The organism is Pseudomonas orientalis, assembly GCF_001439815.1.
GTDB classification, from domain to species: Bacteria; Pseudomonadota; Gammaproteobacteria; order Pseudomonadales; family Pseudomonadaceae; genus Aquipseudomonas; species Aquipseudomonas orientalis.
In genome coordinates this window covers 326,297-351,044 of sequence record NZ_JYLM01000001.1, presented here as the reverse complement: position 1 = coordinate 351,044, position 24,748 = coordinate 326,297, and the positions used below count along the sequence as shown (strand labels likewise).

The 24,748-nt window shown below is 62.9% G+C and carries 8 protein-coding genes; 3 read left to right on the top strand and 5 right to left on the bottom strand.

The window, feature by feature from the left end; translation table 11 throughout:
* Positions 1–101 precede the first annotated feature (101 nt).
* Both TU82_RS01565 and TU82_RS01560 read right to left on the bottom strand, forming a co-directional pair.
* Positions 102–1,421 carry an ATP-binding protein gene (locus TU82_RS01565; RefSeq protein WP_057721386.1) on the bottom strand — a complete coding sequence of 440 codons (1,320 nt, stop codon included), beginning with the start codon at positions 1,419–1,421 and terminating at the stop codon, positions 102–104.
* A complete protein-coding gene (locus TU82_RS01560; protein ID WP_057721385.1) occupies positions 1,421–2,101 on the bottom strand; it encodes a response regulator in 681 nt (226 codons plus the stop codon). The genes TU82_RS01565 and TU82_RS01560 overlap by 1 nt, the downstream gene beginning before the upstream one ends.
* 176 nt (positions 2,102–2,277) lie before the next feature.
* On the opposite strand from TU82_RS01560, the gene dsbD reads away from it, so the two are divergent.
* The 3 genes from dsbD to dsbG are packed head-to-tail and all read left to right on the top strand — an operon-like array spanning position 2,278 to position 5,587.
* Positions 2,278–4,005, top strand: coding sequence for a protein-disulfide reductase DsbD (dsbD, locus tag TU82_RS01555; RefSeq protein WP_057721384.1), 1,728 nt, complete (start codon positions 2,278–2,280; stop codon positions 4,003–4,005).
* On the top strand, positions 4,005–4,850 hold the full coding sequence (locus TU82_RS01550) for a TlpA disulfide reductase family protein (protein ID WP_057721383.1): 846 nt from the start codon (positions 4,005–4,007) through the stop codon (positions 4,848–4,850). The genes dsbD and TU82_RS01550 overlap by 1 nt, the downstream gene beginning before the upstream one ends.
* The gene (dsbG, locus tag TU82_RS01545; RefSeq protein ID WP_057721382.1) at positions 4,826–5,587 is read left to right on the top strand and encodes a thiol:disulfide interchange protein DsbG; all 762 of its coding nucleotides are present in this window, start codon (positions 4,826–4,828) and stop codon (positions 5,585–5,587) included. The genes TU82_RS01550 and dsbG overlap by 25 nt, the downstream gene beginning before the upstream one ends.
* A gap of 63 nt (positions 5,588–5,650) precedes the next feature.
* Here dsbG and TU82_RS01540 read toward each other — a convergent pair whose 3' ends face one another.
* The 3 genes from TU82_RS01540 to TU82_RS01530 all read right to left on the bottom strand — a co-directional run bounded on the left by TU82_RS01540 (position 5,651) and on the right by TU82_RS01530 (position 24,713).
* Entirely contained in the window at positions 5,651–8,758 is a 3,108-nt protein-coding gene (locus tag TU82_RS01540) for a hypothetical protein (protein ID WP_156421623.1), read from the bottom strand.
* Between the two features lie 183 nt (positions 8,759–8,941).
* Complete coding sequence (locus TU82_RS01535) at positions 8,942–11,650, bottom strand: hypothetical protein (RefSeq protein ID WP_231982769.1); 2,709 nt, start codon at positions 11,648–11,650, stop codon at positions 8,942–8,944.
* Between the two features lie 151 nt (positions 11,651–11,801).
* Positions 11,802–24,713, bottom strand: coding sequence for a non-ribosomal peptide synthetase (locus tag TU82_RS01530; RefSeq protein ID WP_057721380.1), 12,912 nt, complete (start codon positions 24,711–24,713; stop codon positions 11,802–11,804).
* Between the last annotated feature and the right edge of the window lie 35 nt (positions 24,714–24,748).

The window sequence follows — 24,748 nt, the reverse complement described above, 5'->3', positions numbered from 1 at the left end:
GGCCGAATCATTCGGCCCTTTCAAGCGCAAAAAAATTACCGCCATCCTGAAGACTTGAAGCTCAGGCGGGCGGTAATTATTTGGCACTTGCAGAAAAGCGTTCAGCGTCGCAACGGCATGCCCAAATCAACGCGCAGGCCATCCGCCTGGCTGTCGAATGTCAGCGAGCACGCGCAGCGCTGGACGATCGCCTGAACGATCGCCAGGCCCAGGCCACAGCCTTCGCTGCTGCCGTTGCGCCAGAAGCGTTGGGTGAGGTATTGCAGGTCCTCGCTGGAAATCTGCGGGCCGTGGTCGCGCACGCGGAACACCACCTTGTCGGCGCTGGAGAAAACCCTCAGCTCCACACGGGTATCGGCCGGGGTGTGGCGCAAGGCGTTGTCCAGCAGGTTGCGCAAGGCCGCGACGGCCAGGCCCACGGGCATGTCCACCGGCGTGTCGGCAAGACCGTCCGCCAGGATCAGGTCGATACGCGAATTGTCCCCGGCATTGGCATCCTGGATCGCCAGCCGGGCAACCTCGTCGGCGCTGCACTGCAAACCATCGTCAAACGACAGGCTGCCCTCCACCCGTGCCAGCAGCAACAGTTGTTCCAGGGTGCGGTGCAAGCGGTCGGCGCCTTCCTCGGCATGAGCCAGGGACTGGTCACGGGCCGTACCCTCGGTCATGCGGGCCACCTGCAGGTGGGTCTTGATCGCCGTCAATGGGCTGCGCAGCTCATGGGCGGCGTCGCCGGTGAGGCGGCGCTCACGCTCGATGGTCTTGGCGATGCGTTGCAACAGTTGGTTCTGGGTGTCGAGCAATGGCTTGAGTTCGCTGGGCAGCGGGTGGATCTGCAGCGGTTCAAGGGAGTCGGCGCTGCGGCGCATCAAGGCGTCACGCATGCGATTGAGCGGCACCAGGCTTTGGCCGATGCCCAGCCACAGCAGGCACAGGCAGCCCAGCAAGGCCACGCCAACCGGCACCGAGGCCGCGAGCAGGATCGACAGGTTCAGCGCCTCACGCTCCACCTGACGGTCGGCGGTGGTGATCAGCAGGTCGCCACGGGACAGGGTGAAACTGCGCCAGCCCACGCCATCGATTATCTGGTCGCGAAAACCGCTCTTGCGCGACTCCAGCCCTTCATCCGGCGTGGTGTGGCTGCGCGCCAGGATTTCACCGTGCAGGGAACTGACCTGGCAGGCCATGCCCCCCGGTACGTTGAGTTGTTCGGTGCGCAAATGGGTGCCGGCGCCGACACTGGCCAGGCCCGGCATCTGTTCGGTCAGCCCGGCCACCATGCGCGCCGAGGCGACCAGCCGCTGGTCGAGAGAAAACATCATCTGCTTGCGCAGGTCGTTGAGCATCCAGGCCGCCGCCAGGGCCCAGATCAATACAAACGCGGCGCCGAGCTTGAACGTCAGGCGCAGGCGCAGGCTCATCACGAAGCCTCCTCTCCCGCATCCGCCGGACCCAGGCGATAACCGAGGCCGCGGACGGTCTCGACGATGCCATTGCCCAATTTGCGCCGCAGGTGGTGGATGTGCACGTTCAGCGCGTTGCTTTCCAATTCGTCGTTGAACCCGTAGACGCTGTCCTTGAGCTGCTCACTGGAGAGCACGCGGCCCTTGTTGTGCAGCAAGGCCTGCAACAGCGCCTGTTCACGGCGCGACAGGTCCACCGGCTGGCCGCCCAGGAACGTCTCGCGGCTGCTGGGGTTGTACGCCAGGCGGCCATGTTCGATAAGGTTGACACTGCGCCCCGCCACGCGGCGCAGCAGGGTTTGCAGGCGGGCGGCAAGTTCGCGCAGGTCAAAGGGCTTGAGCAGGTAGTCATCGGCACCCGCCTGCAGACCGTCGACGCGGTTGGTCACCGAGTCACGCGCGGTGAGGATTAACACCGGGATTTCCAGGCCCTGGCTGCGCTGCTGCTGCAGCAGTTTCAGGCCGTCTTCGTCGGGCAGGCCGAGGTCGAGCACCATGATGTCGAAGGTCGCCGCCCTGAGCATCGCCCTGGCCGCCGCAGCCGTGCCCACGCGTTCGACCGTGAAGCCCTGGGCGGTGAGGCCGGCCACGATGCCGCTGGCGATCAGTTCGTCGTCTTCACAGACCAGTACGTGCATGCTGAACCCTTCATGAAAGATGCGGGTGATTAGAAAGCGCACGGATTAAGCGCGCATTATGCCGCTAACTTCGCAACACCCGATAACCCCTACACTCTAGAATAGCGTCCGGTTAATCATCGGTTAATCAACGCCACACATTGTGTGCCTCACTTGCATCGAATTAAGGCTGGACCATGCGGTATCTATTTACTTTTCTGCTGGTGTTGCTGGCGGGGTTCGCCCAGGCCGCGCCGGGCAATCCGTTCGATACCAAACCCGATTTCCTGCCGGTGGGCAAGGCCTTCACCTTTACCTCCGAGCGTCTTGAAAGCGGCGAGACCCAGCTGTATTGGCAGATTGCCGACGGTTATTACCTGTACCAGCAGCGCATGAAATTCGACGGCCTGGCCGAAAAGCCCGTGCTGCCCCAGGGTGAAGCCCATAGCGATGAGTTCTTCGGCGAACAGCAGGTGTATCGCCAGGGCCTGGAAGTGAAGCTCCCGGCCGGCACCACCGGCCAGGTCAAGCTGGGCTGGCAGGGCTGTGCCGATGCCGGCCTGTGCTATCCGCCGCAATCGATCACCGTGGACCTGGGCGGCAACCCGGCGGTCGCCGCCACCGCACAGGCCCAGGACCAGAGCCTGGCCAGCGGCCTGCAACAGCGCAGCCTGGGCTGGAGCCTGCTGATCTTTTTCGGCCTGGGTCTGTTGCTGGCGTTCGCCCCGTGTTCGTTGCCGATGCTGCCGATCCTCGCCGGCCTGGTGGTGGGCAGCGGTGCCAGCCCGCGTCGCGGCTTTGCCCTGGCCAGCAGCTACGTGGTGTGCATGGCGCTGGTGTATGCCGCGCTGGGCGTGATGGCCGCGCTGCTCGGCGGCAATCTGGCTGCGCTGCTGCAAACCCCGTGGATCCTCGGCAGTTTCGCCGCATTGTTCGTGATCCTCGCCCTGCCGATGTTCGGCTTCTTTGAACTGCAACTGCCGGCCTTCCTGCGTGACCGCCTCGACACGGTCAGCCGCCGGCAGAGCGGTGGCAGCCTGGTCGGTGCCGGCATTCTCGGTGCGTTGTCCGGCCTGCTGGTGGGCCCGTGCATGACCGCGCCCCTGGCCGGCGCCCTGCTGTATATCGCCCAGAGCGGCAATGCGCTGCATGGCGGGCTGATCCTGTTCGCCATGGGCATCGGCATCGGCATCCCGTTGCTGTTGCTGGTCACCGTGGGCAACCGCTTCCTTCCCAAGCCGGGCACCTGGATGAACATGCTCAAGGGCGTCTTCGGCTTCCTGTTCCTCGGCACCGCCGTGCTGATGATTCGCCCGGTGGTCGGCGAAAGCCTGTGGCTCGGCCTGTGGGGCGCACTGGCACTGGTCATGGCCTATTGCGGTTGGACGCTGGCGCGTGAATACGGCCTGGCCGCCAAAGTGTTTGGCGCAGGCTCCCTGGTGCTGGGCCTGTGGGGCGCGGTGCTGGTGGTGGGCGCGGCCGGCGGCAGCGATGAGCTGTGGCAACCGCTGAAGGTCTACAGCGGCTCGCGGGTCGCCGCCACAGCCGGCGCTCACGATGGGTTCACCACCATCAACGACCCGGCCGCCCTGCAAAGCCAGCTCGACAGCGCCAAGGCCCAGGGCCAATGGGTGCTGGTGGACTACTACGCCGACTGGTGCGTATCGTGCAAGATCATGGAAAAACAGGTGTTCGGCAAACCGGAAGTCATGGATGCCCTGAAGGATGTACGCCTGCTGCGCCTGGACGTCACCGCCGACACTGCCGCCAGCCGTGAACTGCTCGGCCGCTACCAGGTGCCGGGGCCACCGAGCTTCGTGTGGATCGGTCCGGACGGCAATGAGCGCCGCGCCCAGCGCATCACCGGCGAAGTGGATGCCGCCGCCTTCCTGCAACGCTGGACGCACACCCGAGACGCGCGCTGATGTTGACCCTGACCATCGGCACCTTCGCCATCGCCCTGAATCACATTCTGCTGATCAGCGCGCTGATTCTCGCCACTTTGGTGGGCTGGCGCGTGGCCAAGCGTGGCGGGGAAAACCCCGAATCGGTGCTGTTCAGCCTGTTCCTGCTGGGCATGCTCACTGCCCGTGTCAGCTTTGTGCTGATGTACTGGAGTGATTACCGCAACGACTGGCTGCAGATGGTCGACCTGCGCGACGGCGGTTTCCTCGCCTGGCCCGGCGTGATCGCATTGGTACTCGGTGCGCTGGCCTACGGCTGGCGACGCCCGGCCCTGCGCAAGCCCCTGAGCGCCGGGGTGATCAGCGGCCTGGTGTTCTGGGGCATGGCCAGTCTGTCCCTGAACCTTTACGACAAGGGCTCGCAACTGCCGGACATCACCCTGCGCGATGCCAATGGCACTGTGGTGCAACTGGCCGACTACAAAGGCGGCCCGCTGGTGATCAACCTCTGGGCCACCTGGTGCCCACCCTGCCGCCGCGAAATGCCGGTGCTGGAACGCGCGCAACACCAACGCCCGGACGTCACCTTCCTGTTCGTCAATCAGGCCGAGAGCATGCAAAGCGTCAGCACCTACCTGGCCACCCAGGGCCTGAACCTGGACAACGTGCTGTTCGACGCCAGCGGCCGCCTCGGCCAGGCCGTCGGCTCCATGGCCCTGCCGACCACCTTGTTCTACTCGGCCGACGGGCGCCTGATCAACAGCCACCTGGGCGAGCTGTCCCAAGCCAGCCTGGCCCGCGCCATGGAACCCTTCGACACCGCCCCACAAAGGAAACCCACATGCCTCGCCTCCGCCACCTGCTGACCCTGCTGCCACTGACGCTTGCCGCCACCCTGGCCCAGGCCGAAGACTGGCCGGCCCCGATCAAGCAAATCGAAGCCAAGGGCGCCAGAATCCTCGGCAAATTCGACGCCCCCAGCGGCCTCACCGGCTACGCCGCGCAGTACCAGAACCGCGGCATGGCGCTGTACCTGACCGCGGACGGCAACAGCGTGATCGCCGGCAACCTGTACGACGCCCAAGGCAACGACCTGAGCAGCGCGCCCCTGGAAAAACTGGTGTACGCCCCGATGTCCAAGGAAGTCTGGGCCAAGATGGAAAACAGCAGCTGGATCCAGGACGGCGACAAGAATGCACCACGCGTCGTCTACCTGTTCAGCGACCCGAACTGTCCGTACTGCAACATGTTCTGGGAACAGGCCCGCCCGTGGGTGAAGGCCGGCAAGGTGCAGTTGCGCCACATCATGGTCGGCATCATCCGCGAAGACAGCCCAGGCAAATCCGCCGCGCTGTTCGCCGCCAAGGACCCGCAAAAAGCCCTGGAAGAACACGAAGGCGCCGGCAAGGCCAGCAAACTGCAGGCGCTGAGCAAAATCCCGGCGGATATCGAAGCCAAGCTCGATGGGAATATGAAGTTGATGGAGGAACTGGAGTTATCGGCCACGCCGGCGATTTTCTATCTGGATGACAAGGGTGCGTTGCAGCAACAGCAGGGGGCGCCGTCGCCGGATAAGCTGGTGAAGATACTGGGGGTGAAGTAGTTAGCCCACCAACAAACAACAAAAAAGCGGGGTCTGCGTGACCCCGCTCTTCATTGCCTGGTTCTAGGCATCCACGACGCTGCACATGGTGAAGTTATCCAGGTAGCCGTGCTCTCCCACTTCAACCTCAAAGCTTGCGAGCAATTTACCTTTACCCGCCTTGAACTCGACCCATTGGTGCCGCCCGCCCTTGGCTGAGTCCACGATCCGCGTCTCCATGAGCGCGCCGCTTTCACCGTAAAACCGCACCGTTGCCTTACCGTCCAGATGAACATATGCAAACCGCAGACAGGCGCAAGGCACGATGAATGCAAAGCGCGTTATCTGAGCCGGGATGATACTGCCGTTAGCGTCGATGCAAAGCCCAAAAGCTGGCCCTGACATAAAGTCCCCTACGGTCCCGTAGGTGTAGATACCGCCGCGAGCATGTGCAGCCAATTGAACCATGGTGATGGTCATCGTCGAAAGGCGGATACTTTCCCCGGACTTGAGCAGCTTGTTGGGCTGTCCATCAAACCTTTCGATGATCTGCCTGCTTTTGATCAGCTTCAGCGACACAGGATCGAAGGGCCGCAATGCATCATTCGGGAATCTCACATTAAGTTGCAGCGTGATTTCACTGCCATTGGCAAACGATGCGAGTTGCGCGTTAGTAATCGCAATATTCAAGCCGTACTGGACTTCCGAGGGGGTCACTGGACGCTCTCGCAGCAGTTCAACGGAGTGTTGACCGCCGCCGACCGTGCTACCGGTGCAGCTCAGCGAGACCTGGTTATCCGTAGCGATCCGCGTCCAAGGGTTCACAACCAGATGGGCGTCCTTTTCACAGCACAGTTGTAGAAAATCCAACACGCCATCGTTCGCCTCCGGCACATGGGGTGCGGGCAGCGCAATTGCTTTTTTAAACAGCAGTGTTAACGTCTGAAATTCATGCGCATCGCTCTCAAGTTGACTTTGATCTGTCGTGCATTTGAAGCGCAACGTTAACTCCGCGCCATCTTTGAACCTCTCGAATTCCTCACGTAAAACCGTCCGCGATAACCTGTTCAGGTCATCAAGTTTGATAGGTTCCTTGTGCATGATGCTAATTGTGTGGGGAGAGCCATCTTCTGCAGGCCCCGTACACGTCATATAGGCGATTTGATCTTCAAGAATAAACCACCAGGCCTTCTCGATATCCTCTCCAGGGTCTTTCACAAAGACGTTTATATCTCCTTCGAAAGTGCCCAGATCCAAGTAGCAGCGCTGCCCAGGCGGACACGCCGCCTGGTGGACCCTCAGCGCTGGTCGCCGCGCCAGGACAGGAATACTGACTTCCAACTCCAATGTCCCGGAAGACGCCTGCTGGCAGGCACTCGTTACCGAGTAGCTGATAGGAATGGCTTTACCTGCAGCCCGAATCACTTCTTCACGCGGGATCTTGAAATCGACGTGCCCCAGGTCGCTGTCGCCCGGCTCGGGGCCTAGCGACAGGCTTGTACCGTCTCCTCTGTCCCACGTCAGGCAAACCTTGTGATGCCGGCTGATGCGTTTATACCCCACCCGAGCGGTCACACCCGCGCGGCCGTTCCATATGGTCAAAACATTACCCACCGCCTCGAGCACCGAGGGCGGCTGCAATACCAGACTTGCCTGGACCATGTGCAGCGTCAGCGGGCGAAACGCAACAGCGTTTGCCAGTACCTCCGAGCCACGGAAATCCACGGCGAAACAAAGCTTGAATTCGTGGCAGTCAGCCAGCGCCTCCAACTGCTCACGACTTAATAGCGCACTCACCCCCCCACTCACCCACTCAGGCTTGACCGGTTCGGCTTCCAGGATAGTCCAGTGAAACAGGCGGCCGTCTTCGTACTCACCAACAATATGAAGCCAGCAGGTTTGACCTGGGCCAGGCGCAGCGTAATCCCACCTGGCAACCCGCGCCGTAGCGTCACCGGTAAAGGTATTAAGGCACAGCTTGTCACCCGTCCTCTCGTCAACGTCTATCCCCTCCAGGTCGGTAAGTGCCAGTACCTTGACGGGCAACTCCGGGGACGGCCACAAGACGTCGCCGCTCAGGACCGTATAGGACGCAACGAACGTGTTGTCGAAGTTGGCGCTGATCGCTGAAGGTGGTACATCGAACACCACGCTGGTCTGGCCGGACTGTACCACCTTGCACGCTAATTCCGGGGAGCCCGGGCCCGGTGCGCCTTTGATGTTCACACAGACTTTATGGCCAGGACTGATGCCATCGTACGCCACTATCAAATGCGCCCCGTTGACAGTATTGACTGGATTGAGCACATACCCTTGACCCTCGATATACGTCGCTTCGCGCAATGTCGGTGGTAATAGCCTGAGCGCAGGATTACCCAATCGAAGGACAGTCGTGGTCCGCTGGAACTCATGGGCGTTTTCGGGTAGATGGGAAATACTTGGATCCTTGGGCGGTGTACCCGGTGCTCCATCGTACGTGACGCCAGCTTGTATCGTGACCGAAGACCAGTCCACGTTGTTCGCCAGCCACTCACGCAGAATCTCCAGCACGAAACAGAAACCTTTCTGCGACTCCACCTCTGTCACTCGATGGTTTTCAAGAATCCAGTGAAAACGCCTGGGCGTCAGGTGCTCGTTGCTGCTCGCCTCGACCCATAAAAGCTGGCCATCGGCAATAAAGGGCCACCCGCAGAGCTTGATACGAGCGTTGCCGTAAAACTCTTTCATATCCAACCAGCGGTCCGAGCCATTGGGCGTCAGGTCCAGGAACTCGGGCTTGGGCATCTCCTCGGGTTTAATCACTTCAACGGTCAGTTCCAGCCGAAGCGAGCTTTGCGTCGGCGTTCGATACCAAATGGTCGTGGTTTTGCCGATACAAAAACCCACGACCCAGGCCGGAACCGGTACGTGAACGTCAGCGCTGCCGTTACCCTCGGCTTTTGCGGTAAATAGCGGGGCGTGCTCCTGCCCCAGGACTGCCCAATACACCGTTATTTCAACCCCGCTCGCGACGGCGGCGGTGATGATGACATCCGTACCGGTTATCGACGTCATAGGGTACAGGGTGCTGTTGGCCGAAGCATTGCGCACCCGCGGCAGCGGCAGATCTTCGATTGGAGGGCTGACCGCCGGAGGTGAAGCCGCAGCTCCTGCAGAATTTGCAGTAGTTCCGGATTTTTGGGTTTTAGTCATGACTTACGCTCCCGTCCAAGGAAAAATAATCCGATGGCCCGCTGCTGCAAGCCCTGTGGTATCTAATCCGATAGGAACTTCGTCCGCTACTGTCATAGTTGACAGTTCTGAACATGTAGAGCGTAACGAACAAGGCCTCCATTGCTGGAGGCCTTGTTTTCTATACACGTCAAAAACGCTCGATCAGACGGTTTCTTTCACCGTCAGGTAAGTCACCTCAAAGTCATTAACCGGGCCTATCCCCATTACCGCATTGTGAAAAGCGAGCCTCATCGTACTGGAGGAGGCGACGAACTCGCCTTCAAGTAAATGCCAGGCAGTGCCTGCAGGGTAAGTTATCGGCGTAATGTCTTTCCCTTCGGCAACCAAGACCAAGCCTGGTTTACTCGCAGCATTGCCATCGGGATCACGAACCCAGGCGCTGAATATATAGCGGCGCCCCACTTCAAGCACTGTGTAGACCTTGAACAGCTTCTCACGCTGGGTATTAGGATCGGTTGTGTTGGTGTACCCCCAATCCTCCAAAAACCAGCCCGTAAGCCCCCCTGGTACAAGCCCAGTCTTGCGGCGCAAGTCTCTAGAATCCGCAGCACCCTTTCCTTTCTGCCAGCCGTTCCAGTCCTTTGCGTTAGGGTCAAAGAATGTCTCGTCAACCAAACGCTTGCGAAGGATTAACTTCAATTCAGGAAAACCAATCATCCGCGCTGCATCAGAACTGCCGTCTGCGGTCACCTTGAATGTGAACGTCAGCTCGGTGCCAATCTCATACTTCTCCAGCTCTTGACGCTTGACCTTGCGTGACAACTCGTTGGCGACATCCTCAACGGTGAATGATTCGGCGTGCATTATCGCAAAGGTATGGATCGATCCATCCCACAGCTTGCCCGAGCACTCCAACCAACCTAATTGTCCCGCCAGCATAAACCACCAGCGCGGCACAACTACGTCAGCATCTGCATTAAATGTACGCAAATCGATAATGCCGCGTTGGGTTGCAGGTGGCGTGGCTTGCAGGACTTTTGGCGTAGGCAGGCGTACTGGCACGCTGATGTGCAAGTTCAGATCATCGGAAGTCTGCATCTTGCAATCACTGGTCACGGTGAAGTTGATCTTCACCGTTTTGCCCATACTCTCGATCACAGCTCCCCGTGGCATGAAGAAGGAGACCGGTGCCGCGGTACTGCCTGGCTGGGTAGCCAGCCGCCAGCAACTTCCATCTGGCCTCGTCCAGCAAACACTGAGCGTATGATTGCGATTGCTGCCGATGTAATCCACCTCGACATGCACACCTTCACGTCCATTCCACGCGGTCAATTCGCTGTCCACGGCTTCGATGACTGTCGGCGCGTTCAATACCAGATCTTCCTGGCTGAGCGCAAATACCTGCATGGGGAATTCAATGGCGGTTGCCCGATCACACTTGCCATCAAAGCTCGCGGCAAAATGCAGTTCAAATCCCGTGCAGTCGGCAAGTTTCTTCAATTCGCCCCGTGGAATAGGCGTGTCAACACCATTGGTCAGCCATTGTGCAGTGAGGGGCTGGTCATGCAATACGTCGAACCGGTAGTCGGTACCGTCTTCACGTGTTCCGCTCACCCACATCCAGCAACATTCACCTTCTTTTGCATAGTCCCAAACGGGCACCACACCCGTGACACTATCAATATTGAGATCAACGATGCCCGCTGTCGCCTCTTCGATACACGGCTCGGTCAGTCGAGGACCCAGCACCTGAATTACACACTCGGGAGAGTACTGAGGCATGTAATTGTTAAATTGAACACTGTAGATCAGCGTCAGTTTTTTATGGAACAGGGCTGCGAAAATCTCAGGGCCACAATCGAATGAGAGGCTCACATCGCCCGCCTTCACGTCCTGGCAACCGAGAGATACGGGCCCATAATCCGGCCCGCAGGCTTGCACACAGACACGATCACCTTCGGTCATGCCTTGGTAGGCCACTATTACATGCCCGCCCTGGGTAGTATTTATCGGGTTGACTTGCCAATTACCCGGGGATATCTGCACAGCTTCCCGTAGACGTGGCGGATTCAAATCCAGTGCAGGATCGACGCGCAGCAGCACTGTAGAACGCTGATGGAAATCCTGAGCGTTTCTAGGCAGCGGGTTCACACTCGACACCGGAGCCTCAGGTTCACAACCGTCCCAGATAACCCCCAAATGGCAGGTACAGGAGGTGTAGTCATTCAAGCGTGCCAGCCAGATGCGCGACAACTCAAACTCGAATACATACCCCTCATGCGCTTCCTCTTCAGTCACTACATGATCAAAGGCTACCCAATGAAACAAAGGCGGCACGTTTTCCTCATTACCGGCGGCGGCGACAAATAAGCGCGAGCCCGCCCGAATCATCAGCCAAGCCTCGAACCTGATAGTTGCATTTCCTTCGAGCTCGAACATGTCCAACCACAGCGTGCCCCAATCCCATTCGGCATTCGCAAACTCAGGCATTGAGCTACGCAGATGCTCTTCGCGGACGTCCTGAATCTCGAGCTCAAGTACCAGTGACTCCTTGCGCACACCACCGACAACGGCCTCGTACCAGATCAGCACCGTATGCCCGATACAGGTACTGATCCATTGCCAGGGAATATCGGCTATATCGCCGCTCGTGACACTGATCGGAGGAAAGGTCGCACAGGTCTGGCCTTTGATAGCGAAATGCACAATTACCCGTGTGCTTCCTGCGGGAAGCGTCAGTTTCGCAGTCGTACCCAGACGTGCGTCCAGAGGGTAGAGCAGGCTATTGTCCTTAGCGTGCTCGATGATCGCGAAGGGGAGTTCAGCTGTGGCCGCCCTGGTTGATTGGGCGGAAGCAACGCTCACAGCCTGAACTTGGGAAGTTTTTTGGGGGATCGGTTTTTTCGCCACGATAAGACTCCTGTCCAGCGTTATATCACCGTCGGGCCCGGCCCAGGGGGCCGGAAACTACGGATATCTAACACTTGGATCAGGAACCTTGCCTACTGTCAGAATTAACAGTTCTTCTGGAAAAACGCGGCATTCCAGACCAGTGGCGTACTCACAACCCCTCCAACTGCGCCATCAAATCACTCAACCGGTCCACCTTCTCTGCACTGATCTCGTTCCCCGCCAACCCCTCGATATACTCGGCCAGTTCCGCCACCGTGCTGCACTCGAACATTGCCCTCAACGGCACATCGCGCTGCAAGGTTTTCTGCACACGCGAAGCGATCTGCGTGGCCAGCAACGAATGCCCGCCCAGTTCGAAGAAGTTGTCCTGCACCCCTACCCGTTCGACCTTGAGCACTTCGGCCCAGATCGCGGCCAGGGTGGTTTCCAGTTGATTGCGCGGCGCCAGGTAGTCCTGGCTGTGCAACTGGCCGATTTCCAGGGCCGGCAGGGCCTTGCGGTCGAGTTTGCCATTGGCGTTGAGCGGCAGGCGCTCGAGCCACAGCCAGTGCAGCGGCACCATGTATTCCGGCAGTTCGGCGCGCAGGCGTTGCTTGATGCGGTCCAGGCGTTCGCTTGGGTTGAGGGTTTGATCAGCCGCCACCAGGTAGCCCACCAGGTGCTTGCCGTTGACGCCATCCTGCACGCCAATCGCCGCATCACGCACCTCGGGCTGCTCGTGCAGGCGCGCTTCAATTTCGCCCAGTTCGATGCGGTAGCCGCGAATCTTCACCTGATGGTCGATGCGTCCGACGTACTCCAGCACGCCATCGCTGCGTCGACGCGCCAGGTCGCCGGTGCGGTACAGGCGCTCGCCCGGTGCGCCGAACGGGTTCGGCACAAACACCGGTGCGGTGCGCAGCGGGTCGCTGACGTAACCCCGACCGACGCCGGTGCCGGCCACGCAGAGTTCACCGGCGGCGCCTTGAGGCACCAGCTCCAGCGCGCCGTCCAGCAGGTACAAACGGTTGTTGTCGGTGGGCGTGCCAATCGGCAGATAGGTGCCACGGGTCGAGGCCAGGTCGACGCGGTAGAACGCCACATCATCCGAGCATTCCGCCGGGCCGTAGGCGTTGACCAGGCCGATCTGCGGATAGCGCAGCAACCATTGGTGCGCCAGTTCCGGCGGCATCGCTTCACCGGTGGGCAGCATCCAGCGCAGGCCGTCGAGACGAATGTGATCCTGGGCGAGCATGCCCTGGATCAGCGACGGCACACTCTCCAGCACAGTGATGCCCTGTGCCTGAACATGTTCCAACAACCCCTGCGGATCATGAGCAAGGGCGTTCGGCACAATATCCACCCGCGCGCCGAACAGCGGCGCGGCGAGGAACTGCCACACGGAAATATCGAAGCTTTGCGAAGCGGTCTGCGCGATCACATCGGCGTCGCTCAGTTGCAGGTACGGCACCTTGCTCAGTTGGTTATTGAGCATGCCGCGCTGTTCGACCATCACGCCCTTGGGCAGGCCGGTGGAACCTGAGGTGTAGATCACGTAGGCGAGGTTGTCGGGGGCACTGTAGACGCCCGGGTTCTCGCCACGGGCGGGGATTTCCTCCCACACCAGCAGCTGGCACTCGACGCCGTCGAGCAGTTCGATGGCCTGTTCCCGGCACGCTTCGGTGCACACCAGCAAGGGCGTGCGGCTCAGGTCGATGATACGGCTCAGGCGCGGGCCCGGCAGGCCAGGGTCCAGCGGCAGGTAGCCGGCACCGGCCTTGAAGCTGCCGATGATCATGCCGAGCAGTTCCAGGTCACGCTCGGCCAGCAAGGCCACCGGTTGGTCCGGGCCCACGCCTGCGGCAATCAGCGCATGCCCCAGGCCGTTGCTGCGCCGGTTCAACTCGTCATAGCTCCATTGCCGGTCGAGGCAGCTGGCGGCGATACGTTGCGGATGCTGTGCCACCCGTTCTTCGAACAACTCGACATAGCTGCGCGCCAGCGGGTAGTCGTGTTCGCTCTGGTTGCAGCCATCCACCAGGAACGCGCGCTCCGGCTCGCCGATCAGCGGCAGGTCGGCCATGTCGCCATGAAAGCCCTGCACCAGTGCCAGCAACAGGCGCTTGAACTCGGCGAGCATGCCTTGCACGGTGGTTTCATCGAAGTAGCGCTGGTCGTAGGACAGGTGCAAGCCCAGGTCATCGCCCGGGTAGCACACGGCGGTCAGCGGGAAGTTGGTGTGGGTACGCCCGGAATCGGAGGTGGCATTCAGGCTTTGCGCATGGCTGAGCACCGAGCTTTCCACCGGGGCGTTTTCGAACACGAACAGGCTGTCGAACAGCGGCTGGCCCTTGGGCAGTTCGCTGTGCTCCTGAATAGTCACCAGCGGCAGGTATTCGTATTCGCGCAGTTGCATATTGCTGTCGAGCAAGCCGCTCAACCACTGGCGCACGCCGCAAGGCTGGCCGTCCTCGGGCAGCTTTACCCGCAGCGCGATGCTGTTGATAAACAGACCCACGGTGCGCTGCATCTCGGGCATGTCCACCGGACGCCCGGCCACGGTGACGCCGAACACCACGTCGCGATCACCGCTCACGCGCCGCAGCACCAACGCCCAGGCCGCCTGGGCGAAGGTGTTGACGGTGAGCTGGTGAGCCTGGGCCAGCTCGCGCAATTGCGCGCCGTCACGGGCATCCAGACGGGTGTAGCAGTCGCCCACCACCATGCCGCCGCTGTGGCCTGCATGTTCGCGCAGCAACGGCCGGTCGCTGGGGATCGGCGTGGTGCGCTCGAAACCTTGCAGGTTGCGCTGCCACCACTGGCGCGCTTCGTCCAGGTCCTGGCGTTGCAGCCAGGCGATGTAGTCCCGGTAGCGCGGCGGCGTGGCCAGTTGCGCGTCGCGCCCTTCGCCCAGGGCGCGGTAGATCTCGAAAAAGTCGTTCATCAACAGCGAACGGCACCAGGCATCGATAAGGATGTGGTGGTTGCTCATCATGAACCAGTAACGCGCCTCGCCCACGCGGATCAGGCGCAAGTGGAACGGCGCCTGGTTGAGCAGATCGAATCCGGCCTCGCGCTCGGCCTTGAGCAAGGCTTGCAGACGCGGCTCGTGCTCGCTCTCGGGGTCGGCGCTCCAGTCCAGGTAGTCAATCGGCGTGCTGCCCGGCTTGTGGATCACTTGCAGCATGTCTTCGCCGACGTTCCAGCAGAACGAGGCACGCAAGGCTTCATGGCGGGCGATCACCGCCTGCCAGGCCTGGGCGAAACGCTCGGGATCGAGGGCACTGTTGATGCGGTAGCGGTCCTGCATGTAATACAGGCCGGTGCCCGGTTCCAGCAGGGTGTGCAGCAGCAGACCCTCTTGCATCGGGGTCAGCGGGTAGACATCGTCGATGACGCCGGCCGCTACCGGCAGGCTGTCCAGTTGCGCCTGGGTCAGCCGTGCCAGCGGGAAATCAGACGGCGTGAGGCCACCGGCATCGTCCTTGAGGCAATGGGCGATCAGGCTGTGCAATTCGGCCAGGTACGCCTCGGCCAGCTCGCGGATGGTCTGCTGATCGTGGCGTTCGCGGCTGAAGGTCCAGCGCAGCACCAGTTCGCCGCCGTACACCTGGCTGTCGACACTCAGCGCGTTGGGCAGCGGTGCATCGGGGTCGTGGGCAAGGCCGGCGGATTCTTCCAGCGGATGGAACAGCGCATCGGCGCCAAAGCTCTGGTCGAACTGGCCGAGGTAATTGAAGGTCATGTCGGCGCTCGGCAGCGCGGCGAGGGTGAGTTGGCACGGGTCATCCGCCAGATAGCGCAGCACGCCGTAGCCCAGGCCTTTGTGCGGTACACCGCGCAATTGCTCCTTGATCGCCTTGATCGAATCACCCTGCTCCGCCTGCGGGGTCAGGCGCAACGGGTAAGCGCTGGTGAACCAGCCCACGCTGCGGGTCAGGTCGATGTCATCGAACAGGCTTTCGCGGCCATGACCTTCCAGTTGAATCAACGCCGAGTCGTGACCGCTCCAGCGGCACAGCACGCGAGCCAGGGCGGTCAGCAGCAGATCGTTGACCTGGGTGCGGTAGGCGCTCGGCGCTTGTTGCAGCAACTGTTGGGTGCGCTCGACATCCAGGCGCACGCTGACGGTCTCGGCGTCACGCTGGCGCAGTGCACCGTGTGGACGATCCGCCGGCAACGCCAGCGCCGGGCCGGCCAGTTGCGCTTGCCACAGGCCCAGTTCTTCGCGCAGGGATTCGCTGTGGGCATAGGCCTGCAAACGTGCGGCCCAATCGCGCAATGCGCTGGTCTTGGCCGGCAGGCTGACGGACTGGCCTGCGCTCAGTTGGCGATAAACCGTTTGCAGGTCTTCGAGCAACACGCGCCAGGACACGCCATCCACCACCAGGTGATGGATGGCGATCAGCAGGCGCTGTTGACCCTGCGGGCCGTCCACCAGCAAGGCGCGCAGCAGCGGGCCGTGTGCCAGGTCGAGGCTGCGTTGGGTGTCGGTGAACAGCGCGGTGCAGTGATTCATCTCGCGCACCTGCGCCTGCATCAATACGCCGCCCTGGGGCACGGCCAGGTGTTCGGCGTGCCACTGGGCATCGCGCCGGGTGAAGCTCAGGCGCAACGCGTCGTGATGTTCCAGCACCGCCAGCAGGGCCTGTTCCAGGCAATGCGGGTCGAGCAGTTGCAGCGGTTTGAGCACCAGGGCCTGGTTCCAGTGCTGGCGCGCCGGAATGTCGGCGTCGAAGAACCAATGCTGGATCGGCGTAAGGCCCGAACGGCCGGTGAGCACACCTTGCTCGGCGCTGAGCGTGTCGACGCGCGTGGCGACAGCGGCCAGGCTTTGCACGGTCTGGTGCTGGAACAGGTCACGCGGGCTGAAATGAATGCCCGCCTGCCGCGCACGGCTGACCACCTGGATCGACAGGATCGAATCGCCGCCCAGCTCGAAGAAGTTATCGTCCAGGCCGACCTGCTGCAGGTTCAGCACCGCGCACCAGATGTGCGCCAATGTGCTTTCCAGCGCATTGCGCGGCGCCACGTACGTTTGGCGGTTCGCTTCAGGATCGGGCTGCGGCAGGGCGCGCCGGTCGAGCTTGCCGTTGGCGGTCAGCGGCATGCTGTCGAGTACGATCAGGTGCGCGGGCACCATGTAGTCCGGCAAGTGCGCCTTGAGGTGAGCCTTCAGCGCATCGCGCAAGGCGCCGTGCGCGGCGTCGCTGACCAGGTATGCCACCAGCTGTTTGCCGCTCGGCGAATCCAGTGCCAGCACCACCGCTTCACGCACGGCCCCATGCTCCAGCAGGCGCGTTTCGATCTCGCCCAATTCGATGCGGAAACCGCGAATCTTCACCTGATGGTCGATACGCCCCAGGTACTCCACCTGCCCATCGGCGCACTGGCGCACCAGGTCACCGGTGCGGTACAGGCGCCCGCCATTGCCAGTGAATGGATCGGCGACAAAGCGCTCCGCCGTCATCGCCGGACGCTGGTGATAGCCCTGAGCCAGGCCCGCACCGCCGATGTACAACTCACCGCTCGCGCCTTGCGGCACCAGGGCCAGGTCGGCGTCGAGAATGTACGCCACGCGCGCGCCGACGATGCTGCCGATCGGCACGCTGGCCACGCCCTCCTCCAGGTGTTCCGGCGCCAGGCTGGCCAGCGGCATCACCACGGTTTCGGTCGGGCCGTAGGCGTTGAAGAACACCTCTGGCTGGAAAGCCGCGCGAATACGCTGCAGATGTTCACCGGTCAATGCCTCACCGCCGGTGATGCACATGCGCACCGGCAAGGTCTGGTTTTGCGTGGCCAGCCACTGCGCCAACTGACTGCCGTAGCTGGGGGTGAACCCGAGGATATTCACGCGATGACTGCGGATCAGCGCGCAGATTTCTTCGGCGTCCCACTGGCCCTGGGCACGCACTACCACCTGGGCACCGCTGAGCAACGGCACCAGCAGGCGCTCGGTGGCGGCATCGAAGTTGATCGAATAAAAGTGCAGTTCGCAGTCGTCCGGGCGCATGCCGAAACGCTCGATAACAGCCTGGCAATGCATGGCGATTTCACCCTGGGTCACCACCACGCCTTTGGGCTGGCCGGTGGAACCGGAGGTGTAGATCAGGTATGCCTGGTGTTGCGGCAGGCTGATAAACGGCAACTCATCGGCCGGATAATTTTCCAGTGCCGGTGAGTCTTCTTCCAGGCACCAGCACGCCAGCGTCTGCGGCAGCTCGCCAAGGGCCTGGAACATCGCCGCATCGCTGAGCAGCAGGCCGATGCCGCTGTCTTCGATCATGTAATGCAGGCGGTCCAGCGGGTATTCCGGGTCCAGCGGCACGTAGGCGCCGCCGGCCTTGAGGATCGCCAGCAGGCCGATGACCATTTCCAGCGAGCGCGGCAACGCCAGGCCGACGCGCACCTGCGGGCCGACGCCGCGTTCGCGCAGCATCCAGGCCAGGCGATTGGCGCGGGCGTCGAGTTCGGCGTAAGTGAGGGTCACACCGGCAAAGGTCAGCGCCGGCGCATCGGCACGCTTGCGCGCCTGCCGGCTGAACAGGGTTTGGATGCACTGGTCCAGACGATGCGCTCCGGCTTCAACCCCGAGACTGTCCTGCAGGGCACGCTGCTCGGCGGCGCTGAGCAACGGCAGTTCGCTGAGGCGTTGGTGCGGATTGTCGATCAGCGCTTCCAGGAGGTTGCGCCAATGCGCGGCCATGCGGGCGATGCGCGGTTCGTCGAACAGGTCGGTGCTGTAGGTCAGGCAGCAGCCCAGGCGATGGTCGAGGTCGGTGACTTCCAGGTTGAGGTCGAACTTGGTGGCGCGGGCATCGTTGGCCAGGTACTCGACGGTCATGCCGGCCAGTTGGCGGCTCTGCTGGAACTCCCAGCGCTGCACGTTGCACATCACCTGGAACAGCGGGTTATACGCCGCGCTGCGCGGCGGTTGCAGCGCCTCCACCAGATGGTCGAACGGCAGGTCCTGATGGGACTGGCCTTCGATCACGGTGTGACGCACCTGCTCGAACAACTGCGCCACACTCATCTGCCCATTGAGCTGGCACCGCAACACCTGGGTGTTGAGGAACGCGCCGATCAGCCCTTCGCTTTCCGGGCGGATACGGTTGGCCACCGGCGCGCCGATGCGCAGGTCGGTCTGGCCGCTGTAGCGGTAGAGCAACACGGCGAGGGTGGCGGTCATGGTCATGAACAGGGTCAGGCCCTGTTCGGCGTTGAAGGCGCGCACGCGGGCGGCCAGCGCATCGCTCAGGTCGAAGCGGTACAGCTCGCCGCGATGACTTTGCACCGCCGGGCGCGGGCGGTCGCCAGGCAGTTCCAGCAGCGGATGTTCACTGCCCAGTTGCGCCGTCCAGTAATCCAGCTGGCGTTGACGCTCGCCCGATTCCAGCCATTGGCGTTGCCACACGCTGTAGTCCAGGTACTGCACCGGCAGCGGCGCCAGCGGTGAGTCGCGCTCGTCGATGAAGGCTTCGTACAGCGCACTGAGTTCACGGGCAAAGATGTCCATGGCCCAGCCTTCGGTGACGATATGGTGCAGGGTCAGCACCAGGTAATGTTCCTGCTCGCCGGCCTTGACCAGGCAGGCGCGCAGCAACGGCCCGCGTTCCAGGTTGAACGGCGTATGCGCTTCCTGATCGGCCAGGCGCTGCAAACGCTGCTGGCGCTCGGTCTCGTTGAGTGCCGAGAAGTCCTGCCAGTCCATGCGCACGCCGGTCTGTGGCGATACATGCTGACAGGCCACGCCATCGACGCTCGGAAAGGTGGTGCGCAAGGTTTCGTGACGCATGATCAAGGCCTGCAACGCTGCCTCGAAACGCCCCACATCCAGCACCCCGCGCAGCCGTGCCATGCCACCGACGTTGTAAGCCGGGCTGTCCGGTTCCATCTGCCAGAGGAACCACATGCGCTGCTGGGAATAGGACAACGGCACGGGCGCGCTGCGGTCGACCCTGGCGATTGGCGTTTGTTGGTTGCGCTGGCCCGACGCCTGGATCAGGCCCACGTGTGCGGTGAAATCGCCCAGCTCGCTGGCGTCGAACAAGGTGCGCAAGGGCAGCTCGACGTCGCAGGCCTGGCGGGTGCGGGAGATGATTTGCGTGGCCAGCAACGAGTGGCCGCCCAGGGCGAAAAAGTCGTCGCGCAGGCCGATACGCGGCAGACCGAGCACTTCGCGCCAGATTGCCGCGATCTGCTGCTGCAATGGCGTCTCGGGTTCGACATGTTCGCGGGTTTGTCGCACCGGTTGCGGCAATGCGCGGCGGTCGAGCTTGCCACTGGGGCTCAAGGGCATGGCTTCCAGGTGCATCAGGTGGGCGGGCACCATGTACTCGGGCAACTGGGCCGCCAGTGCGGTTTTTACCGCCTGTGCATCCAGTTCGACAGGGCCGGCGTAGTAACCGATCAACTGATCGTCACGCACCAGCACCACGGCCTGGGCGATGCCCTCCACCGCCAGCATGCGCGCTTCGATTTCCTGCGGCTCCACCCGCAGGCCGCGCAGCTTGACCTGCTGATCGAGACGCCCCAGGTAATCAAGCACACCCTCAAGGCTCCAGCGCGCACGGTCGCCGGTGCGATACAGGCGCGCCCCGGGCTCGCCCAGCGGGTCGGCCACGAAGCGTTCGGCGGTAAGCCCCGCACGGCCGAGATAGCCGCGCGCCAGGCCTATGCCGCCGATGCACAGTTCACCCGGCACACCGGCCGGCAGCGGGTTGAGCTCTTCATCCAGCACGCGGCAAATCACATTGCCCAGTGGCCGGCCAATTGGCGAGCGCGCGCCATCTTCCACCGAGCAGCGCCAATGGGTGACGTTGATCGCGGTCTCGGTCGGGCCATAACGGTTGTGCAATTGCACCGCCGGCAGGCGTGCCAATACGCGGTTGCGCAGTTCGGCGGGCAAGGCTTCGCCGCCGGAGAACAGGCGGCGCAGGCTGGTGCATTCGGCCACCAGCGGTTCGTCGATAAACAACTGCAGCAACGGCGGCACGAAGTGCAGCGTGGTCACGCCGTGCTCCCGCACCAATTGCCCGATGCGGTGCGGGTCGCGATGCTCACCCGGCCCCGCCAGCACCAGGCGGCAACCGACGATCAGCGGCCAGAAGCACTCCCACACCGACACGTCGAAACTGATCGGCGCCTTTTGCATCAGCACGTCGCTGGCGTCCAACCGGTAGGTGGCCTGCATCCACTGCAAGCGCTCGGCCAGCGCCGCGTGGGTGTTGCCCACGCCCTTGGGCTGGCCGGTGGAGCCGGAGGTGTAGATCACGTAGGCGAGGTTGTCGCCGTGCAGGTGCAGGCCCGGTGGCTGGCTCGGCCAGCTGTCCAGATGCAGGCTGTCCATGGCAATCACACAAACGCCTGGAGTCGTCGGCAGTCGTTCCAGCAACGCGGTCTGGGTCAACAGCAGGTGCACGCCGCTGTCCTCGAGCATGAAGGCCAGGCGCTCGGCGGGGTAATCCGGGTCCAGCGGCACATAGGCGCCACCGGCCTTGATGATCGCCAGCAGACCGATCAGCAACTGCGGCGAACGCTCGGCGGCGATGCCCACGCAGACGTCCGGGCCCACCCCCTTGTCGCGCAGGTAATGCGCCAGGCGGTTGGCCTGGGTGTGCAGTTGGGCGAAGCTCAAGCTGCCGTCCTGCCAGACCAGCGCAGGGGTGTCCGAGGTGTGCAGGTTGAGCAGTTCGGGCAACCACTGTCGGGCCGGTGCGCACGGCGCCTGGCTCCACGCGTGTTGCTCGTCCTCTGCGGTGAGTTTCAGCTCGCCCACGGCGTGCTGGGGTTGCGCGCAGACCGCTTGCAGCAGGTGGATGTAATGCTCGGCCAGACGCTCGATGGTGGTGCTGTCGAACAGTTCATCGGCGTAGTCGAACGACAGGCTCAAGCGTCCGCTTCGATCTTCTTCACTGTGCAGTTGCAGGTCGAACTTGGCCTCGCGGCTGTGCCATGGCAGCTCATCGGCGAGCAGGCCCGGCAGGCGGCGCAGGGCGCCGAGGTCACGTTGCTGGTGGTTGAACATCACCTGGAACAGGCCCTGTTCACGCGCCTGGGGGAAGGCCTCCAGCAGTTGCTCGAACGGCAGGTCCTGATGGGCCTGGGCGTTCAGTGCAGCCTGGCGTGTCGCGGCCAGCAGCTGGTTGAACGGCAGGCGCCCGTCGAGCTCGGCACGCAGCACCAGGGTGTTGATGAAAAAGCCGACCAGGCCTTGGGTTTCCTGGCGCGGGCGATTGGCATTGGGCACGCCGATGCGGATATCGCGCTGGCCGCTGTAGCGATACAACAGGGTCTGGAACGCTGCCAGCAGCAGCATGAACGGGGTGGATTCATGGGTGCGCGCGGTCTGGCCAATCGCGGCGCTGAGGGACGCGTCCAGGCGTACGGTATGCCGCGCGGCGCTGTTGCGCGCCTGCGCCGAGCGTGGGCGGTCGGTGGCCAGGTTGAGGGGCGGATGCTCCTCCCCCAGCGTCGCCTTCCAGTACGCCAACTGCCGCTGGCCTTCACCGGCGGCCAGCCACTGACGCTGCCAACTGGCGTAGTCGGCGTATTGCAGGGTCAGTGGCGGCAACTCAAGGGGCTGGCCCTGGACAGCAGCGGCGTACAGGCGCGAGAACTCGTCAATCAGGATATTCAGCGACCAGCCATCGGCGATGATGTGGTGCAACGTCACCAGCAGTTGATGGTCCTCATCGTCCAGGCGCACCAGGGTGACCCACAGCAGCGGGCCTTTCTCCAGGTCGAACCGGGTACGCGCCTGATCTTCGCGGACCTGCTGCGCACGCGCCTGGCGCTCGGCATCGGGCAAGTCGCCGAGGTCGATGACGTGCAGCGCGAAATCCGTTGCGGCCTCGACACGCTGAAAGCCCTGGCCATCGCGCTCGTAAAAGCGTGTACGCAAGGCTTCGTGGCGCTGGATCAACTGCTGGAAGCTTGAGCGCACGGCGTCTTCGTCCAGCTCGCCGCGCAGGCGCAGGGCGCCGGGGATGGTGTAGGCGCTGCTGTTCGGGTCCAGTTGCCAGGTGATCCACAGGCGGTTCTGGGCCAGGGATTGCGGCAGGTCGTCCTGGCGCGACACAGAGGCCATCGCGCCCTGAGCAACGCCGCCGTCCTGTTGCAGGCGCGCGACGCTGGCGGCGAAGCCTTGCAGGGTGGGCGCTTCGAACAGCAGGCGCAGGTTCAGCTCCAGGCCCAGGGTTTCGCGCAGGCGCGCGACCACTTGGGTCGCGCTGATGGAGTTGCCGCCGAGCAGGAAAAAGTGATCATCGGCGGCGACCGTGGCCACCTGCAGTTGCTCGCACCAGATCGCGGCGATCCGGTTTTGCAGGGCCGATTCCAGCGCGGCTTCACTGGCTGGCGCTTGCAGATCGGGGAACTGCGCATAGCGGTCGAGGCTGCCATCGGCATGGCGCAACGCACACGCCGCCCGTTGCACCTTGCCGCTGGAGGTTTTCGGCAGCGCGCCCGGATTGAGCAGCACCACCACGCACGGCGCTTCCTGGCAGGCCTCGGCCACCGCTTGGCGAATCGCTTTGATCAGCGCTTCGGGCGGCAGGATTTTCTGCACGCTGCGGCTGATTTCCGCAGCAATGCCGATGCCTTCCACGCCGTGGTCGTTCACCGCAAAGGCGGCCACCCGGCCCTTGCGCACCACCTCCACCTCACGCTCGATGGTTTGTTCGATGTCCTGCGGGTACAGATTGTGCCCGCGCACGATCAACAGGTCTTTCAAGCGCCCGGTGATGTACACCTCACCGTCACGGATAAACCCCAGGTCGCCGGTGCGCAGCCAGGTCCGGCCGGCGTGCTGGACGAAGGTTCTGGCGGTGGCTTCGGGGTTGCGCCAGTAACCCTGGGCAATGCTCGGGCCGCTGGCCCAGAGTTCGCCCACGCAATTGTCGGCCAGCTCGCTGAGCGTGTGAGGGTCGGCAATCAGCACGGCGTGGTCCGGCTGGTGGGTGCCGCAACTCATGACCGCACTGCTCATCACAGCACTGTCCTGCCCCGGCTCGGCGCGGTTGGCGGCCAGCGCCTGCGCATCCAGGTGCAGCGCCGGGATGCCGTGGCCACGGCGGCCACCGGCGACAAACAAGGTCGCTTCGGCCAAGCCATAGGACGCGAAGAAATGATTCGAGCTGAAACCACACGCGGCGAACTTTTCGGCAAACCGCTCCAGGGTATCCAGGCGGATCGGCTCGGAGCCGGAATAGGCCACGCGCCAGGTGCTCAGGTCCAGGCGTTCCAGGGCCGACTCGCTGACCCGTTCGCTGCACAGGCGGTAGGCGAAGTCCGGGCCACCGCTGATGGTGCCGCCGTATTCGCTGATCGCTTCGAGCCAGCGCAGCGGCCGCGCCAGGAAGTAGCCCGGCGACATCAACACGCACGGCACGCCGCTGAAGATCGGTTGCAGCAGGCCGCCGATCAGGCCCATGTCATGGTACAGCGGCAGCCAGCTGACGATCACATCGTCGGGGTTGAGGTCGATGCCAAAGCCGCGGCGGATCAGCACTTCGTTGGCCACCAGGTTGGCGTGGCTGACTTGCACGCCCTTGGGCAGCGCGGTGGAGCCGGAGGTGTATTGCAGGAAGGCGATGTCGTCGGGCTGCAACTCGGGGGCGACCCAACGGTCGGCAAGCTGCGCGTCAAGAGTGTCCACGCTCAACAGCGGTGGCGCGTTTTCGATCTGCGCCAGGCCTTCGGCGAGACTGGCAATGGTCAGCAGCAGGCGCGGCTCGGCATCGCTGATGATCGACAGCAAGCGCTCCTGATGATGGCGCTTGCTCGATTCCGGCGGGTAAGCCGGCACCGCGATCACCCCGGCGTACAGGCAACCAAAGAACGCCGCGACATAGTCCGGGCCGCTGGGAAACAACAGCACCGCGCGCTCGCCCAACGCGACATCCGCTTGCAAGGCGGCGGCGATGGTGCGCGCGCGCTGGTCCAGGTCACGGTAGCTGAGCACCACGCTGTGCTCGGCGGACTCGGCCAGAAAGCGCAGGGCGATCCGGTCCGGCGTCTGCGCGGCACGGCGTTGGAGGGACTGGACCAGAGTGCGGGGAAGTTCGAAGGCGTCCATCATGGGGTTCCTGCCTGAAATCGGCTTACGGGAAATTC